Source organism: Leptothoe sp. EHU-05/26/07-4, from assembly GCF_043421015.1.
In the GTDB taxonomy this organism is placed as follows: Bacteria; Cyanobacteriota; Cyanobacteriia; order Phormidesmidales; family Phormidesmidaceae; genus Leptothoe; species Leptothoe turfae.
The window spans coordinates 17,255-43,046 of sequence record NZ_JAXSQV010000007.1 but is presented as its reverse complement, the minus strand read 5'-3'; the positions used below and the strand labels follow the sequence as shown (position 1 = coordinate 43,046).

General features: G+C 47.1%; 22 protein-coding genes and 1 tRNA gene. 11 read left to right on the top strand and 12 right to left on the bottom strand.

What is annotated here, in order from left to right:
• Positions 1-49: 49 nt before the first annotated feature.
• Both U2F10_RS24645 and U2F10_RS24640 read left to right on the top strand, forming a co-directional pair.
• Positions 50-1,423, top strand: a complete 1,374-nt coding sequence (locus U2F10_RS24645; protein WP_499873571.1) for a hypothetical protein — start codon at positions 50-52, stop codon at positions 1,421-1,423.
• A 97-nt stretch (positions 1,424-1,520) separates the two neighbouring features.
• The gene (locus tag U2F10_RS24640; RefSeq protein WP_163659127.1) at positions 1,521-1,946 is read left to right on the top strand and encodes a Fur family transcriptional regulator; all 426 of its coding nucleotides are present in this window, start codon (positions 1,521-1,523) and stop codon (positions 1,944-1,946) included.
• A gap of 503 nt (positions 1,947-2,449) precedes the next feature.
• Here U2F10_RS24640 and dnaN read toward each other — a convergent pair.
• Entirely contained in the window at positions 2,450-3,577 is a 1,128-nt protein-coding gene (gene dnaN, locus U2F10_RS24635) for a DNA polymerase III subunit beta (RefSeq protein WP_163659126.1), read from the bottom strand.
• A gap of 613 nt (positions 3,578-4,190) precedes the next feature.
• On the bottom strand, positions 4,191-5,552 hold the full coding sequence (dnaA, locus tag U2F10_RS24630; protein WP_163659124.1) for a chromosomal replication initiator protein DnaA: 1,362 nt from the start codon (positions 5,550-5,552) through the stop codon (positions 4,191-4,193).
• Between the two features lie 790 nt (positions 5,553-6,342).
• Here dnaA and U2F10_RS24625 point away from each other — a divergent pair.
• Positions 6,343-7,515: an HhoA/HhoB/HtrA family serine endopeptidase gene (locus tag U2F10_RS24625; RefSeq protein ID WP_499059665.1), complete on the top strand. Its 1,173-nt coding sequence runs from the start codon at positions 6,343-6,345 to the stop codon at positions 7,513-7,515.
• The gene (def, locus tag U2F10_RS24620; protein ID WP_163699566.1) at positions 7,516-8,043 is read left to right on the top strand and encodes a peptide deformylase; all 528 of its coding nucleotides are present in this window, start codon (positions 7,516-7,518) and stop codon (positions 8,041-8,043) included.
• Here the strand turns inward: def and U2F10_RS24615 are convergent.
• The gene (locus tag U2F10_RS24615; RefSeq protein ID WP_250565803.1) at positions 8,030-9,733 is read right to left on the bottom strand and encodes a DEAD/DEAH box helicase; all 1,704 of its coding nucleotides are present in this window, start codon (positions 9,731-9,733) and stop codon (positions 8,030-8,032) included. The genes def and U2F10_RS24615 overlap by 14 nt on opposite strands.
• Before the next feature lie 579 nt (positions 9,734-10,312).
• Here U2F10_RS24615 and U2F10_RS24610 point away from each other — a divergent pair.
• Positions 10,313-10,750 (top strand): ABA4-like family protein, encoded by a 438-nt coding sequence (locus U2F10_RS24610; protein WP_163659121.1) that lies wholly within the window; start codon positions 10,313-10,315, stop codon positions 10,748-10,750.
• Here the strand turns inward: U2F10_RS24610 and U2F10_RS24605 are convergent.
• Both U2F10_RS24605 and U2F10_RS24600 read right to left on the bottom strand, forming a co-directional pair.
• Positions 10,747-11,211: a GNAT family N-acetyltransferase gene (locus U2F10_RS24605; protein ID WP_163659120.1), complete on the bottom strand. Its 465-nt coding sequence runs from the start codon at positions 11,209-11,211 to the stop codon at positions 10,747-10,749. The two genes, U2F10_RS24610 and U2F10_RS24605, sit on opposite strands and share 4 nt — an antisense overlap.
• 46 nt (positions 11,212-11,257) lie before the next feature.
• Positions 11,258-11,848, bottom strand: a complete 591-nt coding sequence (locus U2F10_RS24600) for a DUF6940 family protein (protein ID WP_499059663.1) — start codon at positions 11,846-11,848, stop codon at positions 11,258-11,260.
• A gap of 254 nt (positions 11,849-12,102) precedes the next feature.
• On the opposite strand from U2F10_RS24600, the gene U2F10_RS24595 reads away from it, so the two are divergent.
• The gene (locus U2F10_RS24595) at positions 12,103-12,303 is read left to right on the top strand and encodes a hypothetical protein (protein WP_163659118.1); all 201 of its coding nucleotides are present in this window, start codon (positions 12,103-12,105) and stop codon (positions 12,301-12,303) included.
• A gap of 92 nt (positions 12,304-12,395) precedes the next feature.
• Here U2F10_RS24595 and mutS read toward each other — a convergent pair whose 3' ends face one another.
• Complete coding sequence (gene mutS / locus U2F10_RS24590; RefSeq protein ID WP_499873569.1) at positions 12,396-15,095, bottom strand: DNA mismatch repair protein MutS; 2,700 nt, start codon at positions 15,093-15,095, stop codon at positions 12,396-12,398.
• A gap of 129 nt (positions 15,096-15,224) precedes the next feature.
• On the opposite strand from mutS, the gene U2F10_RS24585 reads away from it, so the two are divergent.
• The 3 genes from U2F10_RS24585 (at position 15,225) to U2F10_RS24575 (ending at position 19,015) form a co-directional block, all read left to right on the top strand.
• Positions 15,225-15,770 (top strand): EF-hand domain-containing protein, encoded by a 546-nt coding sequence (locus U2F10_RS24585; RefSeq protein ID WP_163659116.1) that lies wholly within the window; start codon positions 15,225-15,227, stop codon positions 15,768-15,770.
• Between the two features lie 88 nt (positions 15,771-15,858).
• On the top strand, positions 15,859-16,731 hold the full coding sequence (locus U2F10_RS24580) for an RMD1 family protein (protein WP_006517038.1): 873 nt from the start codon (positions 15,859-15,861) through the stop codon (positions 16,729-16,731).
• A 295-nt stretch (positions 16,732-17,026) separates the two neighbouring features.
• On the top strand, positions 17,027-19,015 hold the full coding sequence (locus U2F10_RS24575; protein WP_499873568.1) for an alpha/beta hydrolase: 1,989 nt from the start codon (positions 17,027-17,029) through the stop codon (positions 19,013-19,015).
• 247 nt (positions 19,016-19,262) lie between these two features.
• On the opposite strand, the gene U2F10_RS24570 is transcribed toward U2F10_RS24575, so the two are convergent.
• Both U2F10_RS24570 and U2F10_RS24565 read right to left on the bottom strand, forming a co-directional pair.
• Entirely contained in the window at positions 19,263-19,817 is a 555-nt protein-coding gene (locus U2F10_RS24570) for an FKBP-type peptidyl-prolyl cis-trans isomerase (RefSeq protein ID WP_499873567.1), read from the bottom strand.
• Positions 19,818-19,957: 140 nt separating this feature from the next.
• Entirely contained in the window at positions 19,958-20,281 is a 324-nt protein-coding gene (locus U2F10_RS24565) for a phasin family protein (protein WP_163659113.1), read from the bottom strand.
• Between the two features lie 168 nt (positions 20,282-20,449).
• On the opposite strand from U2F10_RS24565, the gene U2F10_RS24560 reads away from it, so the two are divergent.
• Both U2F10_RS24560 and U2F10_RS24555 read left to right on the top strand, forming a co-directional pair.
• Positions 20,450-20,860, top strand: coding sequence for a TIGR03792 family protein (locus U2F10_RS24560; protein WP_348917857.1), 411 nt, complete (start codon positions 20,450-20,452; stop codon positions 20,858-20,860).
• Between the two features lie 16 nt (positions 20,861-20,876).
• Entirely contained in the window at positions 20,877-21,215 is a 339-nt protein-coding gene (locus tag U2F10_RS24555; protein ID WP_163659112.1) for a zinc ribbon domain-containing protein, read from the top strand.
• A gap of 52 nt (positions 21,216-21,267) precedes the next feature.
• Here the strand turns inward: U2F10_RS24555 and U2F10_RS24550 are convergent.
• The 4 genes from U2F10_RS24550 to U2F10_RS24535 all read right to left on the bottom strand — a co-directional run bounded on the left by U2F10_RS24550 (position 21,268) and on the right by U2F10_RS24535 (position 25,791).
• Positions 21,268-21,341: transfer RNA gene (locus U2F10_RS24550), tRNA-Asp, on the bottom strand.
• 141 nt (positions 21,342-21,482) lie between these two features.
• Positions 21,483-23,057, bottom strand: coding sequence for a TM0106 family RecB-like putative nuclease (locus U2F10_RS24545; protein ID WP_499873566.1), 1,575 nt, complete (start codon positions 23,055-23,057; stop codon positions 21,483-21,485).
• A 353-nt stretch (positions 23,058-23,410) separates the two neighbouring features.
• The gene (locus U2F10_RS24540) at positions 23,411-24,544 is read right to left on the bottom strand and encodes a geranylgeranyl reductase family protein (protein WP_163659110.1); all 1,134 of its coding nucleotides are present in this window, start codon (positions 24,542-24,544) and stop codon (positions 23,411-23,413) included.
• Positions 24,545-24,615: 71 nt separating this feature from the next.
• Complete coding sequence (locus U2F10_RS24535) at positions 24,616-25,791, bottom strand: TetR/AcrR family transcriptional regulator (protein WP_163659109.1); 1,176 nt, start codon at positions 25,789-25,791, stop codon at positions 24,616-24,618.
• Position 25,792: the final 1 nt, after the last annotated feature.

Genomic DNA, 25,792 nt, shown 5'->3' with positions numbered 1-25,792 from the left:
CTGGCAACCTCTCTCACCTTGTGTTTCCGCCTTCGGAGTCCTGACCACTATGCTGCGCTTCAAGCTTCATCACCTTTTTGCCCTTTCTCTTTTGGTGACTGCCATAGGTCATCGTCCTGCCCAAGCTATGGGTGTGAACTTTGACCTAGAGACACAACCCAAAAGATCTCAGACTTCCTCCAGTTCTGAACTTATCGATAGCCAACCCGGTTTACCTGAGATAGACTCTCCCAGTGCAGTGAAAGTTTTTAAGCCACTGCCTATACCGCCTACAGCGAGTCAGCCTCCGCTTCGAATTACAAGATCTAAGTCTGCGCTACCGAGCCATGTGATCGCATCTGCGCGGGTATTAACCCCACCACCGCCAAGCGCTTTGCCAACCTCACGGGTACTCTCACCCAACCCTATTCCATCTACACCCATACCCCATGATTCATCAGAGAAGGAGGCTATTGCCTTAAACTTTACTCCGGACGCATCTATCTTCGAGCCATCAGAGCCATCACCACCTCAGCCCTTAACAAAAGCTCAGGAGCAGCCTGCTTTACCCAATTGGATGTATGAAGGTGGTTCCAACTCATTAGTCGCTCGGGTTATTGGCAGCGCCGAAGGAACACGCACTGCCAACGGAAATCCCACTCAAGCTTATTACGGCCACACCGACCCAGGTAACGGTGTGTGGAACATGGGAACGTTTTCCTATCAGCACGGCGCAAGTTCTCCTCAAGAAGCTGATAAGAAGCAACTCAAAAGACTCAAAAGACAGGGGAAAACCATTGCAAACCAGGCTGATCAAGCAGAATTATCCATGACCCTGGGGGAAGTTCTTAATGGTTTAGACTTAGCAAATCAATCGCCTAGGGCGGCCTTAGAGCGTGGTGGTTATGTCGATCGTCTTGTCCAAGCTAGACATAAAGGAATGAAAAACAACGATGCCATTGTCTGGGCAAGAACATACTCTTACTTAGACCCAGATACACAGCGGTGGAATGCTCCTGGACTAGGCAACACCTTAACCAGCATTCGTAGAGATCAACGCCGTCGCCATGATGCTATTGCCACAGCCTTCAACAGTTATCAAGCCCAGCGAGACGATCTAAATACCCCATCAGAAGAAACCTTGAAGACCCCCATATTAGCATTAGCTCCAGAACCTTCAACTAACCTCTTTTCTACAGATAAGACCTCGCAAGAAAAGAAATTATTGGTGACTCAACCCACAGATTCAACATCATTAGCATTCAGCATTCATGATGATTGGGAGTCTTCGAGTCGAGAAATTCAGAGCAGAGATGTGCCCATAGCTAAGACATATGAGACTGACGCCATTCAGGCAAAAGACACCTTAAAACGTGGAGATGACTCTCAAGATCAAAGGTTGTCCATAGCTCCAACATCAGATCCAGAGGAAATTGCTGGCTAATCGCTCTACATACAAACGTTAGTTTGAATCAGTAAATAGACAACATTAAAAAAAGCAAGCTAGAGTGAGACTGGTGTCGGCTGACCGCGTCAAGATCATGCAACCCTCATCCTATCCAATTTCATCGCTCTCAGACGCCATTGAAAGGTGTCAAGCATTAGGTATGCGCCTCAGTCGTCAGCGTCGCTATATTTTGGAGTTGCTTTGGGATGTGCAGGAGCATCTATCTGCACGGGAAATTTATGACGAACTTAACCGTCGAGGCAAAAAAATTGGCCACACATCGGTCTACCAGAATTTAGAAGCACTCTTTGATCAAGGCATAATTGAATGTGTTGAACGCTCAGATGGCAGACTATATGGCCATCTCAATAGTTCTCATAGCCATGTCAATTGTCTAGACACTCAGAAAATAATTGATATTGATATCGAACTACCGCGTGCCGTTATTCAAGAAGTTGAGCAACGTACCGGTCTGAAGATTACCGATTATCGTATTGATTTTTTTGGAACTACAAACTGATGCCCTTCAAGGCAGTCTCCCCTGTAAGAGCACCCATTGCACCAAAGTATAGAGACTGGTTTGGCAATGATAAAACCTCTGTTCTAGCTAGAACAGCAACTTCCAGGACAGAGTACTAAATATCTACTTAAACTAGGCTTTAAGCTTGATGGACTATGTGTTGCTATCACATCAGCAAAGCAACACAAGCATTCACTGTAGGATTTAAATAATTTCTACCTCTGGCTAGTATACCCAATGGCAAAAATTTGGCAGAAATTCCATGCACCCATGCACCCATCGACTCATCCACATTGGATAGTGAGCAAAACTTACGCCCCAGGGTACTAGTCACCCAGGACTTCACGGCTAAATAGGACAAATACTGTTCCAAAAACAAGAGCAGCTAATGTGATATCCATATCTAAATCCTCGCTTAATTTTTTAGGCCATTACCAGATTGCCCTTTCTTGAAGCCTAATGCGAGGATTTAGATAAATTTTCCTTGAACTTTATTGACGTGCTTAACTACGAATTTGCACAGGCATCACAAGGTATGTCATTTGTAAACCACTAACGGGAGTCAGAATTGCTGGACTCGTGGCTGAATTGCACTGCAATTGCACTTCAGGACTCGGTAAAGCACGGAGGCCTTCTAGTAAGTACCTCACGTTAAAGGCAATATCGAGATCCTCTCCTGTCACCTGGGCAGACATCTCTTCTCGGCCACTACCCACCTCCTGGGCCTCAACTGACAAAGCCAAGGTTTGGGCTGAGCCAGCAATGGAAAGTTTGACAATATTATTGCGTTGGTCGGCTAGTACACCGATGCGCTCTAAAGCAGACATCAGCTGCTTTCGATCTATTGTCAACTGCCGCTCGAACTGCTTAGGAATTAGTTGGCGGTAATTGGGGTATTGCCCTTCTAAAAGACGAGTCGTAATGCGCTGATGCCCTAACTCAAAAACGACTTGAGTCGGATCAAATCTTAGGGAAATTGGCTCTGTTCCCTGATAAGACTGTAGTAACCGTTCTAACTCACGTAGGGCTTTGCCCGGAACTGTCACATCAATGGCCAAGTTCATGCCCGAATCATCCACACTCTGAACTACAGCTAAGCGATGGCCATCTGTAGCAGCAAATTCTAAATTTTCGGGTTCTGCCACGACATGAACACCTGTGAGCACTTGTTTGGTTTCATCAGAACTGGTAGCAAATAGAGCTCCCCGTAGACCTTCCAAAATGGATTCTGCCGAAACACTCGCTACCTGTCCATCTTCCACTAAGGGAAGGTTTGGATAGTCAGTGGCTTCCATGCCACGTACTTGATATTCACCAGCTGAGCAAGTCAGGGTAATCACTGGTTCGGTATTTGATTGGCTAAAATCCAAATCTTCAGGAGGCAGTTTAGCCACAATATCTCCCAATAGTTTGGCAGGAACTGTCAGCATCCCCCCCTCTTCAACATGGGCAGAAAAGCTGGTTTGGATCCCTAGTGTTTCATCAAAACTCGTTAGGGTAATGCGTTGTGCATCTTCATCTACCTTGACCAAAATATTTGCCAATACGGGCTTATTGGGCCTGGAAGGAACTGCCCGGCTGACAATTGAGAGATGTGTGTTGAGATCCCCCTGGGAGCACACGAACTTCATGGCTGACATATGTCTATCAAGAATGCTGGCCAATCGTAACACCCCAACAGAACGATGGAAAGCGTTTATTTTAAGCAAATTTTCTTGCTCTGTTCTATAGATAAGTTCTTTCTTTAAATTTAAACAATAGTAGTAGTAGGGCCTGTGGAAACTGTGGAAAACATCTTTACACCCCTTCTCTATCAAGCTATTGAATCTTTTTTGGCCTGTGGAAAAAATGTGGATATTCAGAGCCGTTTTCCACAAGATCTGAGTAGGCTAAATCTTTTTCCCCATCGCCTGTCCTATTATCCCCAGTTAATCCCCACCTTTTCCACAGCTAAAGTAGAGTTTTCCACAAGCGATATTTCTGGATTTTGGTATCAAACTTAATATTCTCAAAGCCTTCGGACGTAATGGTTTGATTGTTAAGTAGATCGTCAGTACTGTTTTCCACAGCCAAAAGTTTTCAATGTACTAGTCAACAGAAACCGCACCAGGGTCATATCCCTGGTGCGGTTTCTGTACTATTATTGCCTGATCCTTTTACGCAGGATGCCTGGGGCAGAGCACGTATGTCCTCTTTTTTGTCTGAGCCCTAGATTGACGACTTTGTATGATTTGTTTGATCTAGCTATGCTCGATTGCTTAAGCTGATGCGATCGCTAAGCTCACGTACCGTTTGAGCCATGTTCAAGTCTTTTTTAATGAGTTGAGCGATTTTATCGCAGCTGTAAAGAACTGTAGTGTGGTCTTTTCCACCAAAAACTTCGCCGATCTTGGGCAAACTAAGATCCGTATGTCGTCGCATTAAGTACATGGCGATCTGTCGAGCTTGGCTGATTTCACGGCGGCGAGAATTGCCTTTGAGGTCTTCTACGGAAACGCTGAAGACTTCGGAAATAATATCTATCACCGATGTGGGAGACGCATCGATTTTGCCTGTGGGGGCATCAAGAACCGGCTTCAGATTCTCGATGGTCATGGGCAGTCCTGAGATAGAGGTATAGGCAATAGCTCTAATGAGAGCACCTTCTAGCTCACGAATATTGGATGTGTAGCTAGAAGCAATATACTCAGTTACCTCACGGCTTAAATTCACGCTCTCGTATTCAGCCTTTTTCTGTAGAATGGCCATCCTGGTTTCAAAATCAGGCGGTTGAATGTCAGCAATCAATCCCATGGAAAATCTGGAGCATAGCCGTTCCTGGAGCCTGGGGATTTTATTGGGCGGACGATCGGATGCTAGGACAATCTGCTTGCCTGCTTCATGAAGCGTGTTGAAGGTATGGAAGAATTCTTCCTGGGTATATTCTTTGCCTTCAATAAACTGAATATCATCAACCATGATGATGTCGACTTCTCGATACTGTTCACGGAAGCGTTGCATGCTGTCCCGCCGAATAGCTGTGATGAGGTCATTCGTAAACTGCTCGGTGGATACATAGGCAATGCGAGCAGCGGTATCGATATCTAGACGGTAATGACCAATAGATTGCATTAAATGGGTTTTGCCAAGACCAACCCCGCCACAAAGAAATAGGGGATTAAACTCACGGCCAGGCGATTCGGCGACGGCCAGGGCGGCAGCATGGGCCATGCGGTTATTGGACCCGACAACGAATCGGGAAAAAACAGCTTTTGGGTTGAGGTCAGGTGGACTTGATTTACTGGTAGTGATGCGTTCTGTGGTTTGAGGTGAAGGCCAGGCGGCAGCATTATCCGTCCGATTCGTATCACCATCAACTGGTTCACTCACTGTGACGACCACGTTAATGTCTTGGCCCAACAGTTCTTGCGCTACGTCAGAAATGACTTGAATGTAGTGCTTTTGCACCCAATTACGGGCAAAAGGATTCGGTGTGGAAATAGTTAGAGTACTATCCGCTAGGGTTTGAAGTCGTGTGGGTTTGATCCACGTTTCAAACGTGGGACCACTGAGTTGGTCCTGAAGTTTATTGAGAACTTCATTCCAGAGACCATCCACTTTGTTCACAACTAACCCTCCAAACGGTGAGTAACTCTGCAATCTCAAGCTCAGTATTTTCTCTGAATGCTCCGTAATGGAACATTACAAGAATAAGGACCTCAAAATTAAACACCCCCAAACAATTGGACAGTGCTGAACTTGGAACACTATTTAATAAGGTCCTAAAAACCATAGTTGATTATTCAATCAACTATGGTTTTCAACAGGTTCTGTATTAAGAACCGTTTTATCAGTAATCACGCAAAATTAGACATTAATCGATTCCCCATGGCTAAGGCTGAAAAACTGAAGCTGATGACGGCACAGTGCTCTAACATCTCTTAATCGACGATCTCAGCAGGATGTCAACCTACTCTTAGGCGAGCTCTTGGTTGAACGACCCTGGATTAGGGATACACACCTGAATTGAATGGATAGTGTATGGCTTTTATCGACGTTTTCCCTTACAAGCACCCATTAACGAGGGCTATTCCCCATAAAGGACTAGGAATATTTAAATGCGTAGGTATAACTTTTAGTACATTGAAAACTAATGAGCTCTAATACACTAACCTGTTGTTGTTCACATATCCAGCAAGCACACCAGAGTAATCTGCACCATAGATATAACCTTCTTTAAAGGATGCAATGATCTAACTTGATGGAGACGAGGGTGAACTGGCACAGGTTACATGGTTGAATTTAGCTGTAGACGCTATACAGATAAGGGTTAGTCAATAGAACGCTGGCAATGTGTAGATGCTTGTGAGGCGTTCTGTCCAACCAGAGTCATTGCAAAGTTCCCATGCCTGATGCCATGTCTAAACTACGCTCCTCAACCGTTCGTTTTGCCAGGTCGTTAGCTCTTTACGGGTTTATTGCGGCCTGTAGTGCAACGGCAGCTGTGTTCACGACAGCACAACTTGTTCCAACAACGGCCCAATCGCCTACCTCTGGGTCTGGGCGTTTGCTGACGGACAGTAGCTTTATTGCATCCGTGGCTGATGATGTGGGACCTGCTGTGGTTCGGATTGATTCCTCGCGAACTGTGACTCGTCGGTCTGGACCGTTTGATGATCCGTTCTTTCGAGAGTTTTTTGGCGATATGTGGGAGGAGCCATCGTCTCGGGTTGAGCGTGGCCAGGGTTCTGGCTTTGTCGTCGAGTCAGATGGTGTGATTTGGACTAATGCCCATGTGGTTGAAGGGGCCGATGCGGTGACGGTCACGCTTAGGGATGGCCGTGAATTTAGTGGTGAGGTGGTGGGTGAAGATCCGCTAACGGATGTGGCAGTTATTAAAGTTCAGGCTCAGGATTTGCCGACAGTAACCCTTGGCAATTCAGAGCAGTTGCGTCCAGGGGAGTGGGCTATTGCCATTGGCAATCCACTGGGGTTAGACAATACTGTTACGGCTGGCATTGTCAGTGCAACGGGACGCACAAGTGCTCAGATTCGAGTGCCAGATAAACGGGTGCAGTTTATTCAGACTGATGCAGCAATTAATCCTGGAAATTCTGGTGGGCCGTTACTAAATGAGCGCGGTGAAGTAATTGGTATTAATACGGCCATCATCGGAGGTGCCCAGGGATTAGGCTTTGCGATTCCTATTAATTCAGCTCAGCGTTTAGCTCAAGAACTGATCGAGAAAGGTCGGGTGGAGCATGCCTATTTGGGTATTCAAATGCGTACACTGACAACTGATTTACGCCAACAAATCAATCGCGATCCTCGTAATGATCTGAGGTTATCTGCTGACGAAGGTGTAATTATTTTGGGCCTGATGCGTAATTCTCCAGCCTTAGAAGCTGGTTTGGAAGTGGGTGATGTGATTGTGGCCATGAATGGTAAATCGATCACAGCGGCTGAGCAAGTACAGCAAATTGTTCAAGATTTAGGCGTAGGCGAGTCGATTGGGATAGAGGTTGACCGGAGTGGTCGTCAGATAGCTCTGGATGTAATGACAAAGGCGTTACCGCAGCAGCGACGATAGATGGGCATACGGTCGGTTATTCAATTGGGTGATGTGAGATTGCGATCGCAAGCCCAACCCATTCAGCATTTAGACGATCCCCAGCTGCAACAGCTAATTGATGATCTGTTAGCTACCGCAGCGGCCAAAAATGGTGTGGGTATTGCCGCACCCCAGGTTGCTGAAGGCCTACAGCTGTTTATTGTGGCTTCACGCCCGAACCCACGCTACCCCGAGGCCCCGACTATGGAGCCTGTCGCCATGATTAATCCGCATATCCTTAACCACAGTGACGATCAAGTCAAAGGCTGGGAAGGGTGCCTCAGCGTGCCAGGGAAGCGGGGATTTGTTCCTCGGTACCGCGAGATCGAAGTAACTTACCTGGATCGCGATGGCCATGACCATCGTCAGCATCTGCAAGACTTTGTGGCGCGAATTTTTCAACACGAATACGACCATCTACAGGGCAAGGTTTTTCTTGACCGGGTAGAGCATCCCGATGACATTTTGACTGAGGCCGAATACCAAAATCGATTTAATTGTCCTTAGATTTGGTTTTGGGGCGTCGTCGTTTGCCACCGCCTTTGCCCGTCATTTCCCCTTCTACTCGGCTAATGCGCAAAGGGTGGCCCGCAACGGATACCTTTTTAAGGTGTCGCATCATTTCTTTGGGTATCCCCTCTGGCAAATCTACGGTGCTGTGGCTGTCGTAGATATTAATGCGACCAATGTAGCGACTTTCGAGACCGCTTTCATTTGCGATCGCGCCCACAATATGGCCAGGTTTCACCCGATGCCGATGACCGACCTCAATGCGATAGCGTCCCATGCCTTGCTCAGGTGGGGATGCCCTGCGTTCACGTCGCTGGGGTCGCTCGCGCCGGTCGCCGCGCTCTGGGCGACTGCGCTTGCGTTCTTCCAACAATAAGGGCTCGTTGCCTTGCACCAACTTGGCTAAGGCCGCTGCAATCTCAATAGCAGGCACATTATGCTCCTGTTCATATTGCTCCATGAGATTGTTGAAGAACTCTAGATTCTCCTCAGCAATGGTGTCAGTAATTTGCTGTTTAAACCGAGCAATGCGCTTGTTATTGACCATCTCGGTCGTTGGCATCTCCATTTTGGAGATTTTTTGTTTGGTTGCCCGCTCAATGGCATACAGCAATCGTCGCTCACGAGGGGCTACAAATAAAATTGCTTCACCATTACGCCCGGCTCGCCCTGTACGGCCTACTCGATGGACATAGGTCTCGGTATCATAGGGCATGTCATAGTTAATGACATGGCTAATTCTATCCACGTCTAAGCCGCGGGCAGCTACGTCGGTGGCGACGACGATATCCAGCTTGCCTGATTTAAGCTGTTCGACGGTACGCTCCCGCTGCATTTGTGAAACATCTCCACTAAGCGGGGCAGTTTCATAGCCTCGGGCTTCCAGCTTCTCCGCCAGTTCCACGGTGGCCAGACGGGTTCTAACAAAGACGATCATGCCGTCAAATGTCTCTGTTTCTAAAATGCGGGTCAGGGCATCTAACTTGTGGTACCCACTAACCATCCAATAGCGCTGTCGGATAGTGTCAGCGGTGGATGTTTTGGATTTAATCAGGACCTCGGTGGGATTATTGAGATGTCGCTGGGCAATATGGCGAATTTCTTTGGGTAAGGTGGCAGAAAAGAGAGCGACCTGTCGAGACGCTGGGGTTTTCTCCAATACCCATTCCACATCGTCGATAAAGCCCATGCGCAGCATTTCATCGGCTTCGTCCAATACGAGACACTGCAATGCGCTCAGGTCCAAGGTGCCGCGTTTCATGTGGTCCATGACCCTGCCAGGGGTGCCCACGACAATATGTACCGAACGTTCTAGTTTACGAAGTTGAATACTATAGCTTTGCCCCCCATATAGGGGCAGCACATGAAAGCCTTTCATATGAGATGCATAGCTTTGAAAGGCTTCTGCCACCTGAATTGCTAATTCTCTGGTGGGAGTCAATACTAGGGTATGGGGCAAACGCTGCTCAATATTGACGCGGGATAACAATGGCAGCGCAAAAGCCGCTGTTTTGCCAGTACCTGTTTGGGCTTGCCCAATCAGGTCCACACCAGCCAATACATGGGGAATAGTCTGGGCTTGAATGGGTGTTGGACTTTCATAGCCCAAACCTTCCAAAGCCTTTAGTACCGGCTCACTTAAAGACAACTCACTAAAGCTTGGAGCCGATTCCACATCCATTGGCATTTATCTAAATCTTAATATAGGCGCTGTTACAGCCTGACAGATGTTGAGTCAAAAACAAACTCTGACAGCAAAATAAGTGCTGAATAATCACTATTATGAGGGTTGCTAATTGAGGTCAGTCCCTAAGACGTTCCTCCCGAGCAATGGTTGGATAATTTCTACATTTTTTACAGACTATAAATAATTTCGTTTTTGGACGTCTCTACAATTCTACTTTATCTGCTCTATACTTGGAACAAGACACATAATTGGGTGCATCGTCTGAAACCATCTTGAGATATATAGAGCCTTTGGGATGGAGAAATCCTTGAACGTGATGGCAATCTTTACACGCTTAGGGCGCAAGGTTAGAACTCTCATTTAGAGTCTGGTGAAAGCACTAGCTTCGGATTTGTTGGATGTAGCTTAGATGCTTTGGCCTTGCTGATTCAGAGGAGAGTAAATCTGAAAAATGTCGATGTAGGGCAATTTTGCCGGTTCGAATCTTTCCCTTAATCAGCAAGCACCTCGATCCTCCTTTTCAAATATCATCGTTTTACAATGGCTCCAGTATCTTTTAATTGGTGAGCAGGTTAGGCGATGGTATTTGAATATATTTTTAACTTCGGTAATTTGTTTGTGCTCCCATTTTGGGCCTTGATGGTGTTATTGCCCAATTGGGACGTCACCCGCAAAATCATGGCATCCTACATTCCATTTGTGGTGTTGGCGGCGCTTTATGTCTATTGTTTTGTTGCCAGTCTTGATCCTGACAAACTCGAGGAGTTTGCTAACCCTACCCTGGCGGTGTTGGCCAACTTATTTTCAGATGAAAAGGTGATGACGACGGGATGGGTGCACTTCTTAGTGATGGATCTCTTTGTGGGCCGCTGGATTTACTTGCACGGACAAGAGAAACAATTATTTACTCGTCATTCCCTGGCGCTATGTTTGTTTGCTGGACCTATGGGACTTTTATCCCATGTAGTGACTGTGTGGATTACACCATTGTTTAAGTCTTCCGCTGAAGTGGCTTAAACGCTAGTCTCTGTTAAATAGGCAGACATCAGCATGTATTTGCTGCGGGCTTGGAAATGAGTCTGGGCGTAGAGGTGCTGTGCCCTAGTATTGGATGCCGCCACCTCTAAGTGCAGCGCATGAATATCCAGGGCTTTTGCTTCTTGCTGAATCTGCCTCAGGGTTTGTTTTCCCAAACCTTTGCCACGAAACTCGGGCCGGATATAAAACTCATCGATAAAGGCATCTTTGCCGCCAAATTCGATACTGTAGCCGAAGGTGAGGGCAATGTACCCTGCGATCGCAATATCTACAACAATTAACCAAATTCCCCCGAGTGAAGAGTCGGATAGCAGGCCATGAATAGCCTGTTTTCGGTTCTTGCCCGTCATATGGATGCGTTCAAACTCATGGTAGGCCTCCACCAGCGGCAATAGCTGTTGCAGGTTGTCCGTAGATGCGAGTTGGAGTCTGTAATGCATGATGTACCTCTATGGGCAACGGATATAAGCCCTAGGATGAGTAAAATTACAGGCTTTCAGGAATCTGACGATACGGATGATGGTGATAGTACTTAGGATAGTTATCAAGGCGCACATGTAGCCAGGCGACTCCACCACCTGCTGTACTAAGCCATACTGGCTGATCGCTAATGCGTTGGGCCATAGTATCACCGACTAAAGTCCATAGGGCATGTTGCTGAGGCCTCGGCGCATTTTGTACAAACGCCCCGAGATGACTGTAATCGCCATCAGCATCTGTAGGGCAGGGGACAATTAGCACAGCATCTTTGCCCAGATTCAAAAAATTAACAACCGGTTGATCAGGTGGGAAATAGGGTGAAAACGTCTGCCGATCAGGGGGGCGTGACAGGCTCGGGCTGTCTATTAACACACACTCAAAAGGAGTATTAACCGTTTTTGTCGTTATTGGTGGTGTTTCCCAACGAAAGCTGGCAAAAGGAGATTTTGCCAATAGGTCAATGAAAAAGTTACGAAAACCACTATCTTTTTGCCAGGCATCTATAACTGTTGCATAGGAAACAGGAGATGAATTTTTTGTGATGACAACCCGAAGGCTGTGAAGATTATGTGATTTTTCGCACTGTGCATTCCACATGACCGACTGCTCCCCTACCTTTGTCAAACTTTTGTCTAATTTTGCTCCAATGTCGGGAACTTTTCCTGGGATAACTAGATAACAGTGTAGAGGTCAGTGTGGCTAGTGTCAGTGATTATACGTTGCCTACTCACGAACAATTCACGGTTTTGCTGAGTAATTTACGCGCATTTGCGCGACCAATATCACCACGGACTAGCCATCATGGCAGTACAGAAACGTTGTTCCCTAACAGTTAACGCGAGAGCAGTCCTATGGTTGCCGTTAGAAAGACAGAAAGAACACCCGAGATTATATTGCAGCAGGTTTGGAATACCCACAAACTTACTCGTAAAGATCATGTCAGATTGTCTTCCTTTTTACTGTCCATTGTGGATTTAACCCCTAAACAGCGTGAGCAGGTACATCATATTTTTGATGAGCTGAGTCTGGGTAAAATTCAACTGGTTGACTAATACTAGACGCTTGGTGGAGGCGTTCCATAAAATGTCTGTACATTGTATTTTAGTTGGGATGACGGTATATCAGGGCGCTACAGAAAAGACTGTTATCCAAAAATATTGAGTTGAGAATCAGGGCTGCTTTCTTGAACTTTTGATTTTTTAGACGATTTGGTTACACTCCCTTTGCGGAGGCCTACGGCGATTTTACTGTGTTTTTCAATTTGACCCATGACCTGTTGGGCTCGTTTGATGACGCTGGGGGGCAATCCCGCTAGGCGACCGGCTTCTATTCCATAAGAGCGATCGGCTCCGCCAGGTTGTACCTGGTGCAGAAAGATAATCTGGTCTGGCATTTCTTTCACCGTTACCTGGAAGTTGGCCACATTTTCTAATAGTGAAGCGAGCTCATTGAGCTCGTGGTAGTGGGTGGCAAAAATAGTGCGGGCCTGAATATCACTAGCCAGGTGTTCTGCCACCGCCCAAGCAATGGAGAGTCCGTCAAATGTGGCTGTGCCTCGACCAATTTCGTCGAGTAAGACGAGGGAGTGAGGGGTGGCATGGTTAAGAATATTGGCGGTTTCATTCATTTCCACCATAAATGTGGATTGCCCGGTGGCTAAGTCGTCTACGGCACCAACGCGGGTGAAGATGCGATCGCACACTCCCAGCACTGCATTCTTCGCTGGTACAAAGCTTCCTACCTGGGCCATCAGCTGAATGAGCCCCACCTGTCGCAGATAGCAGCTTTTCCCGCTGGCATTTGGCCCCGTCAAAATGATCAAGTCCGGAGGATGGGCCTTGCCCCCCCTCCCATCGGGTGTTTCCCCATAACCAAGACCCGTCGAATTCGGCACAAAAAAGCCCGCAGGCAGCGACTGTTCTACCACTGGATGGCGTCCAGCTTCAATCGCTAGAGTCCGATCTTGCACAATATCAGGACGACAATATCCCTGGTAGATAGCCAGCTCCGCCAGGCCACAAAGCACGTCTGCTGCCGCTACATTTACGGCCACCTTGCGGATGAGTTCAGCATGTTGGCCAACGTCTTCCCGTAGCTCTAGAAAAATCTCGTATTCAATTTGATTAATCTCATCCTTTGCGTTAAGGATGCGAGCTTCTCTCTCCTTTAGTTCTGGTGTAATGTAGCGTTCTTCGTTAGTCAGCGTTTGTTTACGAATGTAGTTGTCAGGAGCCTGTTTGCTCTTGGCCCGAGAGATACTGATGTAATATCCAAAGGCTTTATTGAAACCGACTTTTAAGTTAGAAATACCGGTACGTTCCCGTTCGGTAACTTCCAGATTGGCAATCCAGCGCTGGTCGCTACTGACTTGATCTCGTAGGCCATCAAGGTGAGCATTAACGCCTTCGCGGATCAGGCCACCATCTGTGAGGTAGAGCGGTGGGCTCTCCACTAAATGAGCTCTGAGCTTGCGTCCCATCTGCTCCAGTTCTGACGGTACAATCTGTAGTCTCACTAAATGCGGTGACTGGGCGTGGGCCATCAGTGCCGCCAGATCTGGTAACTTTTCAAATGACTCAGCCATGGCTACTAAATCACGACCGTTGGCAGTACCAGAGCCAGCGCGCCCGGCCAGTCTCTCTAAATCATAAATTTGCTTGAGGATCAGCTGTAGCTGCTGACGTAGCGTGCCGTTGTCTACCAGTTCACTGATCGTTTCTTGGCGCTCCTGAATGTTCTCGATGCTTAAAAGCGGTTGCAATAACCAGCGTCGCAGCGCTCGACTGCCCATGGCGGTCGTGGTTTTGTCTAAAGCCCACAGCAATGAGCCGTGAAAGATACCATCCCGTACAGTTTGAGTCATCTCTAAATTACGTCGAGTCTGATGATCAATCACCAGAAATTCTGTGGTGGTGTAGGTCGATAGAGGCTGTAGTGGTGCCAAACTCTCTTTTTGAGTATCTTCGACATAATGCAATAAACCGCCAGCTGCTCTCGCTGCGAGCGGTAAATGTTCGCAACCAAAACCTTCTAAAGAGCGTACGCGGTAGCTTTGTAGTAGACGCTGTTTTGCTTCAGCATGGGTAAACGGTGTTTGGGAACGAAAGGTATAGCAAAATTGTGCTGGTAAGCCTTCGGGTAAGTTGTCCGAGGTTTCTCCTGGCCGCAATAGTGCACCTAAATCAGGGGCGTTGGTGGGCACAAGTACCTCTGCGGGCTGCAGTCGCATCAATTCCTGAGACAATTGATCAATGGCTGTACCCTGGGTGGTAAAAAACTCTCCTGTTGAGACATCGGCATGGGCTAGTCCCCAATGTTTGTCGGCAATGACTAGGGCGGCTAAAAAGTTGTTGCGTTTAGCGGTGAGCATACCCTCTTCAAGAATGGTACCAGGCGTAATAACGCGGGTGACCTCTCGTTTGACCAGTCCCTGGGCCTGGGCCGGATCTTCTACCTGGTCGCAAATTGCGATCGCAAATCCTTTTTCCACTAATAGTGCGCAATAGCGATCTAGCGCATGATGAGGAATGCCTGCTAAAGGGACTTTACCGATAGCCTTGCCAGCATCTTTGCTGGTCAGGACGAGCTCTAGTTCACGGGCAATTGCGATCGCATCCTGAAAAAACGTCTCAAAAAAGTCCCCAACGCGATAGAGCAAAAGGGCATAAGGATAGGCATCCTTTACCTCAGCGTAGTGACGCATCATTGGCGTCAGGTCGTCGCGTTTGATCTCTTGATAGTCGGTGTACCGCACCGTATGTTTAAGCAACCGTTCTGGAATGCCAATGTCTTGGGGGGTATTACCAGAACGTTGGCTGTTGGTTTTAGATGCGGATGCGGTCATGGGGCCTTTGAACCGTTAGAACTCTGATTAATCTTATGATGCATGCTTAGATGCAATCTCTAAGATATCTAGGAAATCCACAAATCCATTGTTAGCGTTTAGAATCGTCTGACCAATGCTTACTAGCCCATGCTGACCGATATTCAGACGCGTAAGTTAACTAAGCTCTTTCATCTGTACGATGCCAATGACGATGGCGTACTGGTGCAGCAGGATTTTATTGCCTTGGCTCAGCGCCTGGCAAACCTGCGCCAGGAGGTGCAAGCTGCATCCCATCAAGAGCAAATTTTGACCCATTTCCAGCAGGACTGGGCCTGCCTGTGCGCAGCAGCAGATCAAAATTGTGATGCTCGGATTACCTTGAGGGAATGGTTAACCTATTACGAGCAGATTCTGAATGATATTAAGCAATATGCCAGTCGAGTGATTGCCCTAGTAACGTTGCTCTTTGCCGCTTTTGATCAGGATAACGATGGTCAGATTAGCGAACAGGAATGGATCAGTCTGCTGTCAGTGTTCAATGTGCTGCCAATCTATGCATCGTCCATATTTCTTAATCTAGATGTGAATCAGGATGGAGTTCTCAATCAGGATGAAGTGCTGACGTTGATTCATGATTTTTTCTATATAAATGAGCCCTCTGCTCCGGCCAACTTTATATTTGGTCCCTATTGAATCATCTGAAAAAGCAGGCACGAGTCTACTGAAACAGGTGGCCAGGCATATTATATAGCTGTGTATTTCTTAAACGCTCAGCCTTTGTATGGTTTCTCTAAGCACACCACCTGCTGATTTCAATACTCCACAATCATCGAATGCATCACTACCTCAGCTATCACCCGTCCCTTTAGGGTGGTCAACAGAAGATCGCATCGTGGCCCGTGCCCACTTAGTCGGTGAGCGCCTGATTGTGAAAACATTGGAAACCAAGGATGCGTTGTCTACCAACCCGTTGATTGTTAGGGCTGGGAAGTCCGGCTGTGCCGTACTGCTACGTTACGGTGTGGTTGTCGTATTTAATCTGAATGCTATCGAAGAAGCTGCATATTTAGAGTCGCTCAAGCCGTTAATCAAAGAACCATCGTCGGAAGATGTATTTGAGGATCTGCTGTTAGCATTTCATCCCACAGCGAAAGAACGGTTAGAGCAAGATACATTATGGCTGCGGGACTCTAGTGCAGAGCGTTTGCAAATTGTGGCAGAGGCCCTCGCAAAAAGCGTTGTCCTGGACTACTACGAGCAAAGGGTTTTTGATCTGTTTAATCAAATTAAGCCGTTTACAACAGCGATTCAAAACCCTAAAGAACGGGCACCAAAAGAGAAAGAGTTGCTACGCTACATCGGTGGAACGTTACTAATTCAGCAAAAAATGTTGGGCATTGTGGAGGTGGGTGATAAACCGGATCCGATTTGGGACTTCCCGGATTTAAACCGGCTCTATCTGCGTCTAGAGGACGAATATGAACTGCGGGAGCGACTTTTGATTCTGGAGCAAAAGCTCGCTTTGATTTCCCGTAGTGTAGAAACTGCGTTGAGCATATTGCAGCAGGGCAGCAGTCATCGAGTGGAATGGTACATTGTTATCCTGATTTTGGTGGAGATTCTGCTGTCGGTGTACGAAATTTGGCTGCAATAATCGGAGGTTTCTGATCATTGGAATGATTTAATCTAAACAACGTGGCCTTTGATGTACGTTTTTTAGAGCAGTTTATACTCTGTAAGTTAACCGCTCGTTGAGTGCAATTTTGAGAGTGCACATTATTCCAGCCCATCGCACTACGGAAAATATCAAATGGAACTTGTAGATTCAAGTAATTGCCTGAGTGTTGAAGGACGTACGGCTCTACCCATCACCATGACCTTGCGGCAGACAACTGTGCATTAGAGCTGAAAATTATCTAGATATCTAGACTCCTGTCAGGGGGAACACCATGGAATCTAAACCGTTGCCAGTGATCTTACGAAAGTTTGTCTTTCGAGACGAGCTATCACAAGACCATGAATCCCATGTGGATCAAGATATTGACGCAGGTCAAGATGCTTCCCAGGTCAGGCTTGTGCACATTGGGACCCCTGAACGTAAGCGGGCTTCCATTCCTGGCTATTTTGTGATGAGTAGCGCACCACCAAATATTGAAAATGCCAAAGCCATGCAAGAGTCAGAGATGCAGGCAGCGGCACGGGGTGTGAAGGAAATTGCCCGGCATCTCTACGATATCTGTTCTAAACAGGAGGGACCTGACCCTGAACTCATGATTTCTGTTCACGGATATAACAGTGGTCGCAGCTCTGTTCGAGATTGGTATAAGAATATTTTTCAATATATTAACCGATACGACACAGTGATTCCAGGGCAAGGCAACCAGGTCTTCATCGGCTATCGCTGGCCGTCAGAGAATATTGAGTTTCGGCGTTTAGGGGAAGCTTGCAAAGCGCTGCCTCCTTTACCGCGAGCCTTGATGTTTCTAGGGTTTGGTGGGGCGCTAATTCTGCTAATTGTAGAACTTATGGCCTGGGATAAAACGCTGGCGGGTCTGATACTAGTACCTCTATTGCTTTTGTTCTTAGGCCTATCCACCATAATTATTACACTGGTTATTTTGCGCATGGTGGTTTATTTTCGCGATCGCTACCGAGCTCACAACTTTGGAGTTCTGGATCTCGTTGAATTGCTGCGCCAAATTGACCGGGAATTAGTGAACTTAAAAGCTGCTGATATCAAGCGACAAAATCCCAACGAGCAATATCCTTGTGACAAAGCAGCCCAATTCTGGAAACAAACCCATCGTAAAATAAAACTCTCGTTTTTAGGACACAGCATGGGTGGTTTTGTGGTTACCAATGTGGTACGGATTTTATCCGATGTGTTTGATACGCGCTCCATTAGTAACAAACCTCCAGCCGATATTGGATCTGTTTTCCGGTTAGAGCGGCTGATTTTAACGTCTCCGGATATTCCGATTTTGACTATTGTGTCGAGCCGAGTAAATTTTCTCTCATCTTCTTTAAGACGATTTTCAGAGTCCTATTTATTCAGTAGTGAAGGCGATTTGGCGTTGCGGATTGCTTCGGCGACAGCTAATTACTTTACGTTTCCTAGTACGACAGAAGCAATGGGTTATCGTTTAGGGAATGTTTCGTTGAAAGCTGATCATAACAACTCTAAGGATTACGGCATTGTTAACTTGTCAGCTTTAGATGAATGTTTTTTCCCAGGTTCGTCTTTAGCGGATTCTATTGCTCGTAATCCTTACAAGATTATGGAGCATTTATTCCTTACCTATAACTGGTGTAAAAAAGATGGCTACAATACGTTAGCTAAAATATCGCAGGATTGTATCAAAGCTAGTCAATCTGAGACGATAAATAATTCTCCATCTCAAACGACTGCTCAAATTACGATTGCTGATTTCTTTACTTACTTTGACTGCACTGATTATAAAGACTTTACCTTCTCAGTAAAAGAAGATGCCACTAGTGAAGAGACAAAGGGGCTTCTGACCCGTGCTAACCGTAGAAAAGCTCTGAATTGGTGGGATTATCTAATGTTGATGGTGGATGGAGTGTTCGGAATACGAGATGTCCATGGAGGCTATTTCCAGGGACAGTTTACCCAATCAATGATCTATCGTATTGCATTCCTAGGCTTTCAAGGATATCTAAAAACATTGGATAACGATCCAAATATGGCCTTTGATCCTCATGTGGCGTTGAGTAAATTGCATTTGCAATGTCGTGCCTTGGGAATTCAGAGTTTTCTCTCTCCTATGCGCTACCGTGTGAATATTCAAGGAGCAAGTATTGCAGACAATAAGCAAGAACTGATCGCAGCCATTGATCAAGAGTCCACTGAAGTCTTGCAGTCGGATAATATGTTGGAATCTCTTCAAAATCAGGGTTTTGAAGTCATCGTGAAATAATTCAATCACTGCTCAGGTGAAGCATACAGGTCTTGTACGGTAAAGTAGTCGTCGAACTTTACAGTCTCGTAGTTTTAGGAGAGACGTTAACAACTATTTTGCAGAACCCATGGTTGATGCTTCCTCATGGGTGATTGCTGACCATTGGTTGGGCAAGGGGGCAAATATTTTTTAGATACGGTGTCTGCAAAAAGGGCTGCTCATATGAGCAGCCCTTTTTGCCGTTCACTTGATTTTTGCTAATTTCTTAGCCACCAACGCGAATCAGTTCTACATCAAAGATGAGTGTGGCATTGGGGGGAATAACACCCCCTGCGCCACGGGCACCGTAACCTAGTTCGGGGGGAATGACTAGCTTACGACGACCGCCCACACGCATAGTAGCAACACCTTCATCCCAACCTTTGATTACCTGGCCAACACCGATGGTAAAGGAGAAAGGACGGTTGCGATTGCGACTACTGTCAAACTTTTCACCGTTTTCTAAAGTACCAGTGTAATGCACTGTCACGGCTTGACCTTGTGTAGGTAGAGCTCCAGTACCGACCTCAAGGTCTTCGTACATTAGGCCGGAGTCCGTAGTTGTCATATTTTCGGCCATATCGGTCGTAGGTTCCTCGGTTGTTTCTTCGGTGGGTGGGTCAGGTTCTGCTTGGGCGACAAGCGTAGACGTGACAGAATCGGTCGTGCCTATGTCTACGGTCAAGTTACCGGCAACAGCTTCACTTCCTCGTAGCTGAGTAGCTAGTGCAACTACACAGCAAATGGTGAAAACCCCCAGGCTAATAAAAACTTCTTTCACAGTTCGTTCTCCCAGTGCGATAGCGCAAGAGCTGATGCATCAGCTCGTAACCTGCATCCAAATTGTACGTTACGATTCCTAAAAATTAGGTAGGACTCATGTCACATTTAGTGCCGGTACAGGTAATAGATTACTAGGCTCTAACGCCATTGTTTATTTTCTAAATCTCTAAGTTGGCGCTCCAGGCGATCTAAGCGGCCCCGCAGTTCATCCATTTCCGTCTGGCGTGGCACACCCAAGTCTTGCATGATATTACGAATCTGACGCTGGAGTTGTTCATCGATAGCGGCCTGGTCGATGTTGAATTGAGACATGAAGTCATCGACGAATCCGCGGGCTTGTTCTGGATTAAGCTTGCCATCTTTGACCCAATCTTCAGTCACCTGCCGTAGCTGTTCAGCAACGAGTGATGTAGTGCCAATGCCCAACATTAGAAGTTGCCGAAATAGATTGGATGAGTCCATAGCTTAACTCTAGGTGATGGATGATGAGACTTATCGAACCGGCAGTCGTAGGAAACTTGTAGGAAACCCCGAAATGTAACCCACACCTTCTACAGTTTTGGATGCGCTGTCGGCTTAGATAAACTTATTCTGGCAAACTATTGACGTATTCGACGGGCGGTTAACCGTATGGTTCAGAGAGTTCTATGGTGTTTAATGGCTGTCTGGACGGTGATTGTCTGGGCCAGTACTCCCGTCCATGCTGAAGCGACCCTTAATCCTCAGCCGTCTATGGTGATTGAATGGCTAAAATTCAGAGTAGAGCCTGCTCAGCGTGGTCGTTATCTAGAAATTGACGAGGAAATTTGGACCACAGCTCTCGAGTCCTATCCCGGTTTTTTAGATAAGACCACTTGGCTAGACCCGAACCACGATGATGAAGTAATTTTTGTCATTGCTTGGGCTACTCGTGAGCAATGGAAATCAATTCCTGAAGAGGAGCTAGAACAAATCAATCAGCGCTTTGATGCGGCCCTGGGCATTGACTATGATCTAATGGAATCTAAAGAATTTATCGTTCCAGGTCCAAAGGCTCCGTAGTTTAGAGCAAACGCATATGCCCAGCTGTCCTCGATGTCATCAGTCCGTATTCATTAATGCAGTCACTTGCTCTAACTGTGGGTTAGAGCTGAAAGCCCATGGACATCCTGGCATTGACCTGCATCGTTCTGAGGGTGGCACTTATCTGTGTGATACCTGTGTGTATCATCAAGATGATAGCTGCACGTTTCCACAGCGGCCTCAAGCCACTACATGCACCCTGTATGTAGACACTGCTCAAAAGCCAGTGCCCGAAGCTTCGAAGATCTATACAATTCCGTGGTGGCGTAAATATTCCGGGTGGCTAATGCTGGCAGCGCTGATTCTAATCAGTGTTGTGTTGGTAGTTATTTAAAAAATTAGAGACGTTCTATGGAGCGTCTCTACAAAATTAAACTTAATTTTAACGGGCCTGACGGGATTCGAACCCGCAACTTCCGCCGTGACAGGGCGGTGCTCTAACCAATTGAACTACAGGCCCTTACGAGCGATCTCTATTTTGCTTAGTTATGGGTACTTTGTCAAACAGTTAGTGCAACTTTTTTAGGCAGTGGGGATTATCCGGCTTCTGCGTTGTCTTTCCAAATAGGGACCCTATAGCTAAATAGGGTCCCTACAGAGATTATCCGGCTTCTGCGTTGTCTTTCCAAATAGGGGCTGCAAAGTTAGCGAGCCACTGTTTGACCCAAAATGTGGCCCGGCAGTCGTCTTCGTTATACTTCAAAATATCATTGAGATATTGTTCATTCTGGCTCGATAGCCAATTGTCATACCAGCAGATAGATTGGGCTCCATTTGCACTGCTGTCTCGCCATTCAAAGCCAATCCAGCGGGCAATGTGCTTAAGGGCATAGCTTTCGATCGGTAAGGTGACGGAATCGACGATGCGTTTATGGATATCGACAAATCGGCTAAGCAGTTCATCGATATCGATAATGCTGCCATATCGTTCGGCTAGGCGTCTTACGGTCTGGGCTTCATAGGGACAAAAATGGTAGATCGGCGAGTCTGGATAGTGGGCAATCACATGTTGAAATTGATGCCAGGCACTAGCTTCGCCCTCAGGCTCTCGGGCTACGAGTGGGATAAAGGTTTCGTTATGGGTTTGGGTGTCGACAACCAAAATCCCGTGGAGATAAACCAGGTCTTTGTCGGGGGCGGCTTCAATGTCGAAATATAGTTCGATGGGGGCACTGGGCAATTCCTGGGGAGACAGAGTGAAGTTATTGTTGGCGTCGGTACGTGAGATCGCAGCTCCCGAAAGTTTTGCCTGGGCCTGATGCACTAGTTTTTCTGCCACTTTCAACTCAAAACCTGAGGCCTGAGCCAACGTGGCGGGCTGGTTTCGTGCCAGGGTTTCAACCGTTGTGAGTCCAAGCTTTTCTAAATGGCGATAGCGGTTGAGGGTGACCCCAGGCAGGAGAGACAAATGATTTTGTTGCTGGGCGACTTCATAACAATGATTGAGCCACACGCACATGTCACATCGACTCCGGCTGATAAAAACATCCGGTGTCTCCCCTGATGTCAATACAGTTTCACAGGTGTCTAGAAGCTCCAGAAGCGTTGGCCATTGTTTCTCAAGATCGATAACGTAATGACGTTCTTTAAGGCGTAGATGGGCCTCTGCTGGAACGACTCCTTGCCAGGCTGCCAATACATAGGCATGGAAGGCGGCTGTCAGCTGATATTCTTGCTTAGGCTTTTTACCTAACTTGATGTCTAAGGGAACGTAGTACCAATTGCCCAGCCATGAAACACCTGGTTGTTTAATCCAAAGATCTGGCTGGCTAACATAGCCAATGGAGCCATCTGCATTGATGGCGGCTACAGTTCCTCGAAAAATATGTTCCACCCCTTGCTGCATTAGGGTAAATGTTTCCTGGGCTGTAGCAGCAACATTACCTGCATGGCGAGGGGGGCGATTAACGGGGTGAAAGTCTGCTAAGACAGTTTGTCGATGGACGGCACTATCGCTTTTCAGCTTGACTAGATAATCGCTGGGCTCTGATTGTAGGTCTGCATCGCCATAGGCATCCAAATATGCCCGCCGTTGACAGCGCAGAAAGGTAAAAAGTGTACTGTCCTGAATAATTTGATCTGGTTTCGTTTGCTCAAGTGACCAGGAGGATGCAGTTGATGTCCACTGAAGAGTAGATGCTGGTGTAGCGGAACCAGCATCCTGACTTGGCGGCATAGGTAACCTAGCAACCAAAATCCTCCCAAGCCTGTCGGCAAGACGCAACCAAAAGTATTGAAATCATCAAAGCAATAGAGCGTACTCTTTGGCAGAGGCAGAGCGTTTGCGACTAATGTAACGCAGCATTTGCTTATTGTAGTAACACGCTGGAGCGGAAATCGCAATAATGGTACGGGGAAAGAATTTTGTAGGCAGTGACGAGTTCTTAGTTATAAATTTTGAGTTTTGAATTCCGTGCTCGATATTGGCACCGGCATGAACTCAAAACTAAGAACCCCAAAGTGTAATTAGACTCCAACTTTTGGGTGTGCAGACGTTGCATGTAATGTCACTCCAGCAGCACTGTCGGCTTACGCTGAAAATAATCCTGTGCTAATGCGCTTTAATCCCCGTGTCACCACATCGGAATAGCGTAGTTTCCCTAGGAAGACATCGCCCATGATCTGCGTGCCTTTGGGTTGTTTGACGCCAACGCGATAGCCAACGTTAGGTGCCAAATAAAATGCCTTAGCCAGACGAGCGGCCCAACGCATTTCATTGCCCCATTCATCAATCATGGTTTGGGTATAGTTAGCCAGAGCCTGTTCGTTGCCGCTGAGGGCGCTGTGAACTGCTTCAGAGGCCTTGAGGCCACTAAAGATAGAGGGCCGAATACCCTCGGCAGTAAATGGATCTACCACGCAAGCGGCTTCCCCAGCTAATACAGCTTGGGTGGTATGCAGTGTCTGATCACCATCCCAAAGAAAAATAGGATGTCCATGTTTGGTTTCCTCATCGATCTCCACTCCAAATTGTTTGGAGTAGTCGGCGAGAGGCTGCACTAGATCACGAGATTTGCGTTTAGCTGAGACAAATGCTCCACTACCTAAGGAATAGCCATCTGCCTTCGGAAAATTCCAGACATAGCCATTTTTAAGTAGGCCAAATTCAAAATGGACGATGTGGCCATCGTGAACTGGCAGTCGAGGCTCCGTTTCAATCGCCCCGGCCATAACCGTTTTGCGTTGCTTAAAGCCCAGCCATTTTGCCATTGGACCTTTAGCACCGTCTGCGGCGATGAGATATCGCCCTACCACTGGCTCAGCAGATGTACTGATATGCCAGCAACCATCCTTAAACTCGATGCCTGTGGCTTTGGTGGCTTCCTGTAGAACAGCTCCCTGCTTTTGGGCCTGCTGCACCATGTAATGGTCAAACTCGTCGCGGCGCACCATCCAAATGGGTTCCGATAGTTCAGAAATGACTTCATCTTCCATGTTGTAGGTGTAGCGAACCTGGGTGACTTTTTGCGAAATCACTGGTTCAAAGTCATAATCAAACCATTCAGCTACCTTGGGGCAAACGCCACCGCCGCAGGGTTTGTAACGAGGCAGTTTGCTTTTTTCTAATATCAGTACAGAATGGCCATTTTTTGCTAGATGGTAGGCTGCTGTGGCACCAGCTGGGCCACCGCCTACAACGACGCAATCGTAGAAAGATGCCATAAATTCAATTAAATTTGATGGGTTAGTATGTGGTGTAGTTTACCCAGACTAGAGCGTTGCGCAATGGTTGATTACGATGGCGGTGCTTTTCGATCGAGTTGGGCGGCGGCAGCGATCGCACCCTTTTCCTTAGCCCGCTGAGCATAGGGTTGTAGTGTAGCGGCCTCACATCCCGTCAAAATGCTGAGATTTTCAAGGCTAATACCCCGCATAAGCATTTCCACACACCAAGTTTGTCGCGCTTGAATCAGTTTAGGCATTTCCACAACCATATTCAGGCCTTGCCACCAAAATTCCCAGCGTTCTTGCAGCTCTGTCACGGTCATAGGGTTGCCCGCTTCATCAATAAACATGGCGCTGGCATCGTCTTTGCGGTTTTTGAGCCATTTGGTCAGGGGATTGCTGGTGTAAGAACCGTAGCGTTTACCTAAAATCCATTGGTTAACCGTGACCTGGCGAGGGCCGTTGGTCCCCGTCACCTGCAAAATGTGTTGGGATTTATCGCAAATTTGGTGCGAGCGCTGCAATCGAGTAATTTCTATCGGTAGGAGCCCGGCACCGAAGAGAAGAAGTGCGATCGCATGATCCTGGAACCCAATACTTCGAGTCTGCTTCATCAACTGATGTACCCAGCTGGTGGGCAAATCAACCACTAGGGCTGGTGCTGACTCAGAGACAGTTGCCATTGACTCGTTGTGTGGAGTGCTAATTAATTTAGTCAAACACTCCAAAAAATGACTTCGATCCTCCCAGAGAGAATCTCCGCTAGTGGTTTCAATCACCGTGTAGCCCACTAAAGCAGCACCGATCAACCGGGTGAGTTCTGCTGCTGGGAGAGATGATGTATCCAACATTTGCCCTAGATGGTTAGCAATGGCTTGTTGAATTTCCCCCAGCCTTAGCTGTAAAGCGGCGCGATGTTCAGGTGGATACTGGTCAGACTCACCAATAAGAGAGCGTACAAAGTTGGGATATCGCTCCAGTAGCTGTAGGTGTTCATCCAAATAAAGCTGCAGGACATCCGGTGAATATTCGCCGTGGAGCGGGGGCTGGGCATTTAATGCAGGTGACTCTTGCAAGATGGCCAGGAGCAGACCGTACTTATTGCCAAAATTGCGAAATAAGGTAGCCTCATTCACCTCAGCCATATTGGCTATCTGTCGAGTTGTCGTGTGGCTAATGCCTTGAGACAAGAAAAGTTCAAACGCTGCCTGAGTGAGTCGATGGCGAGTTGAAGTCGGAGACATG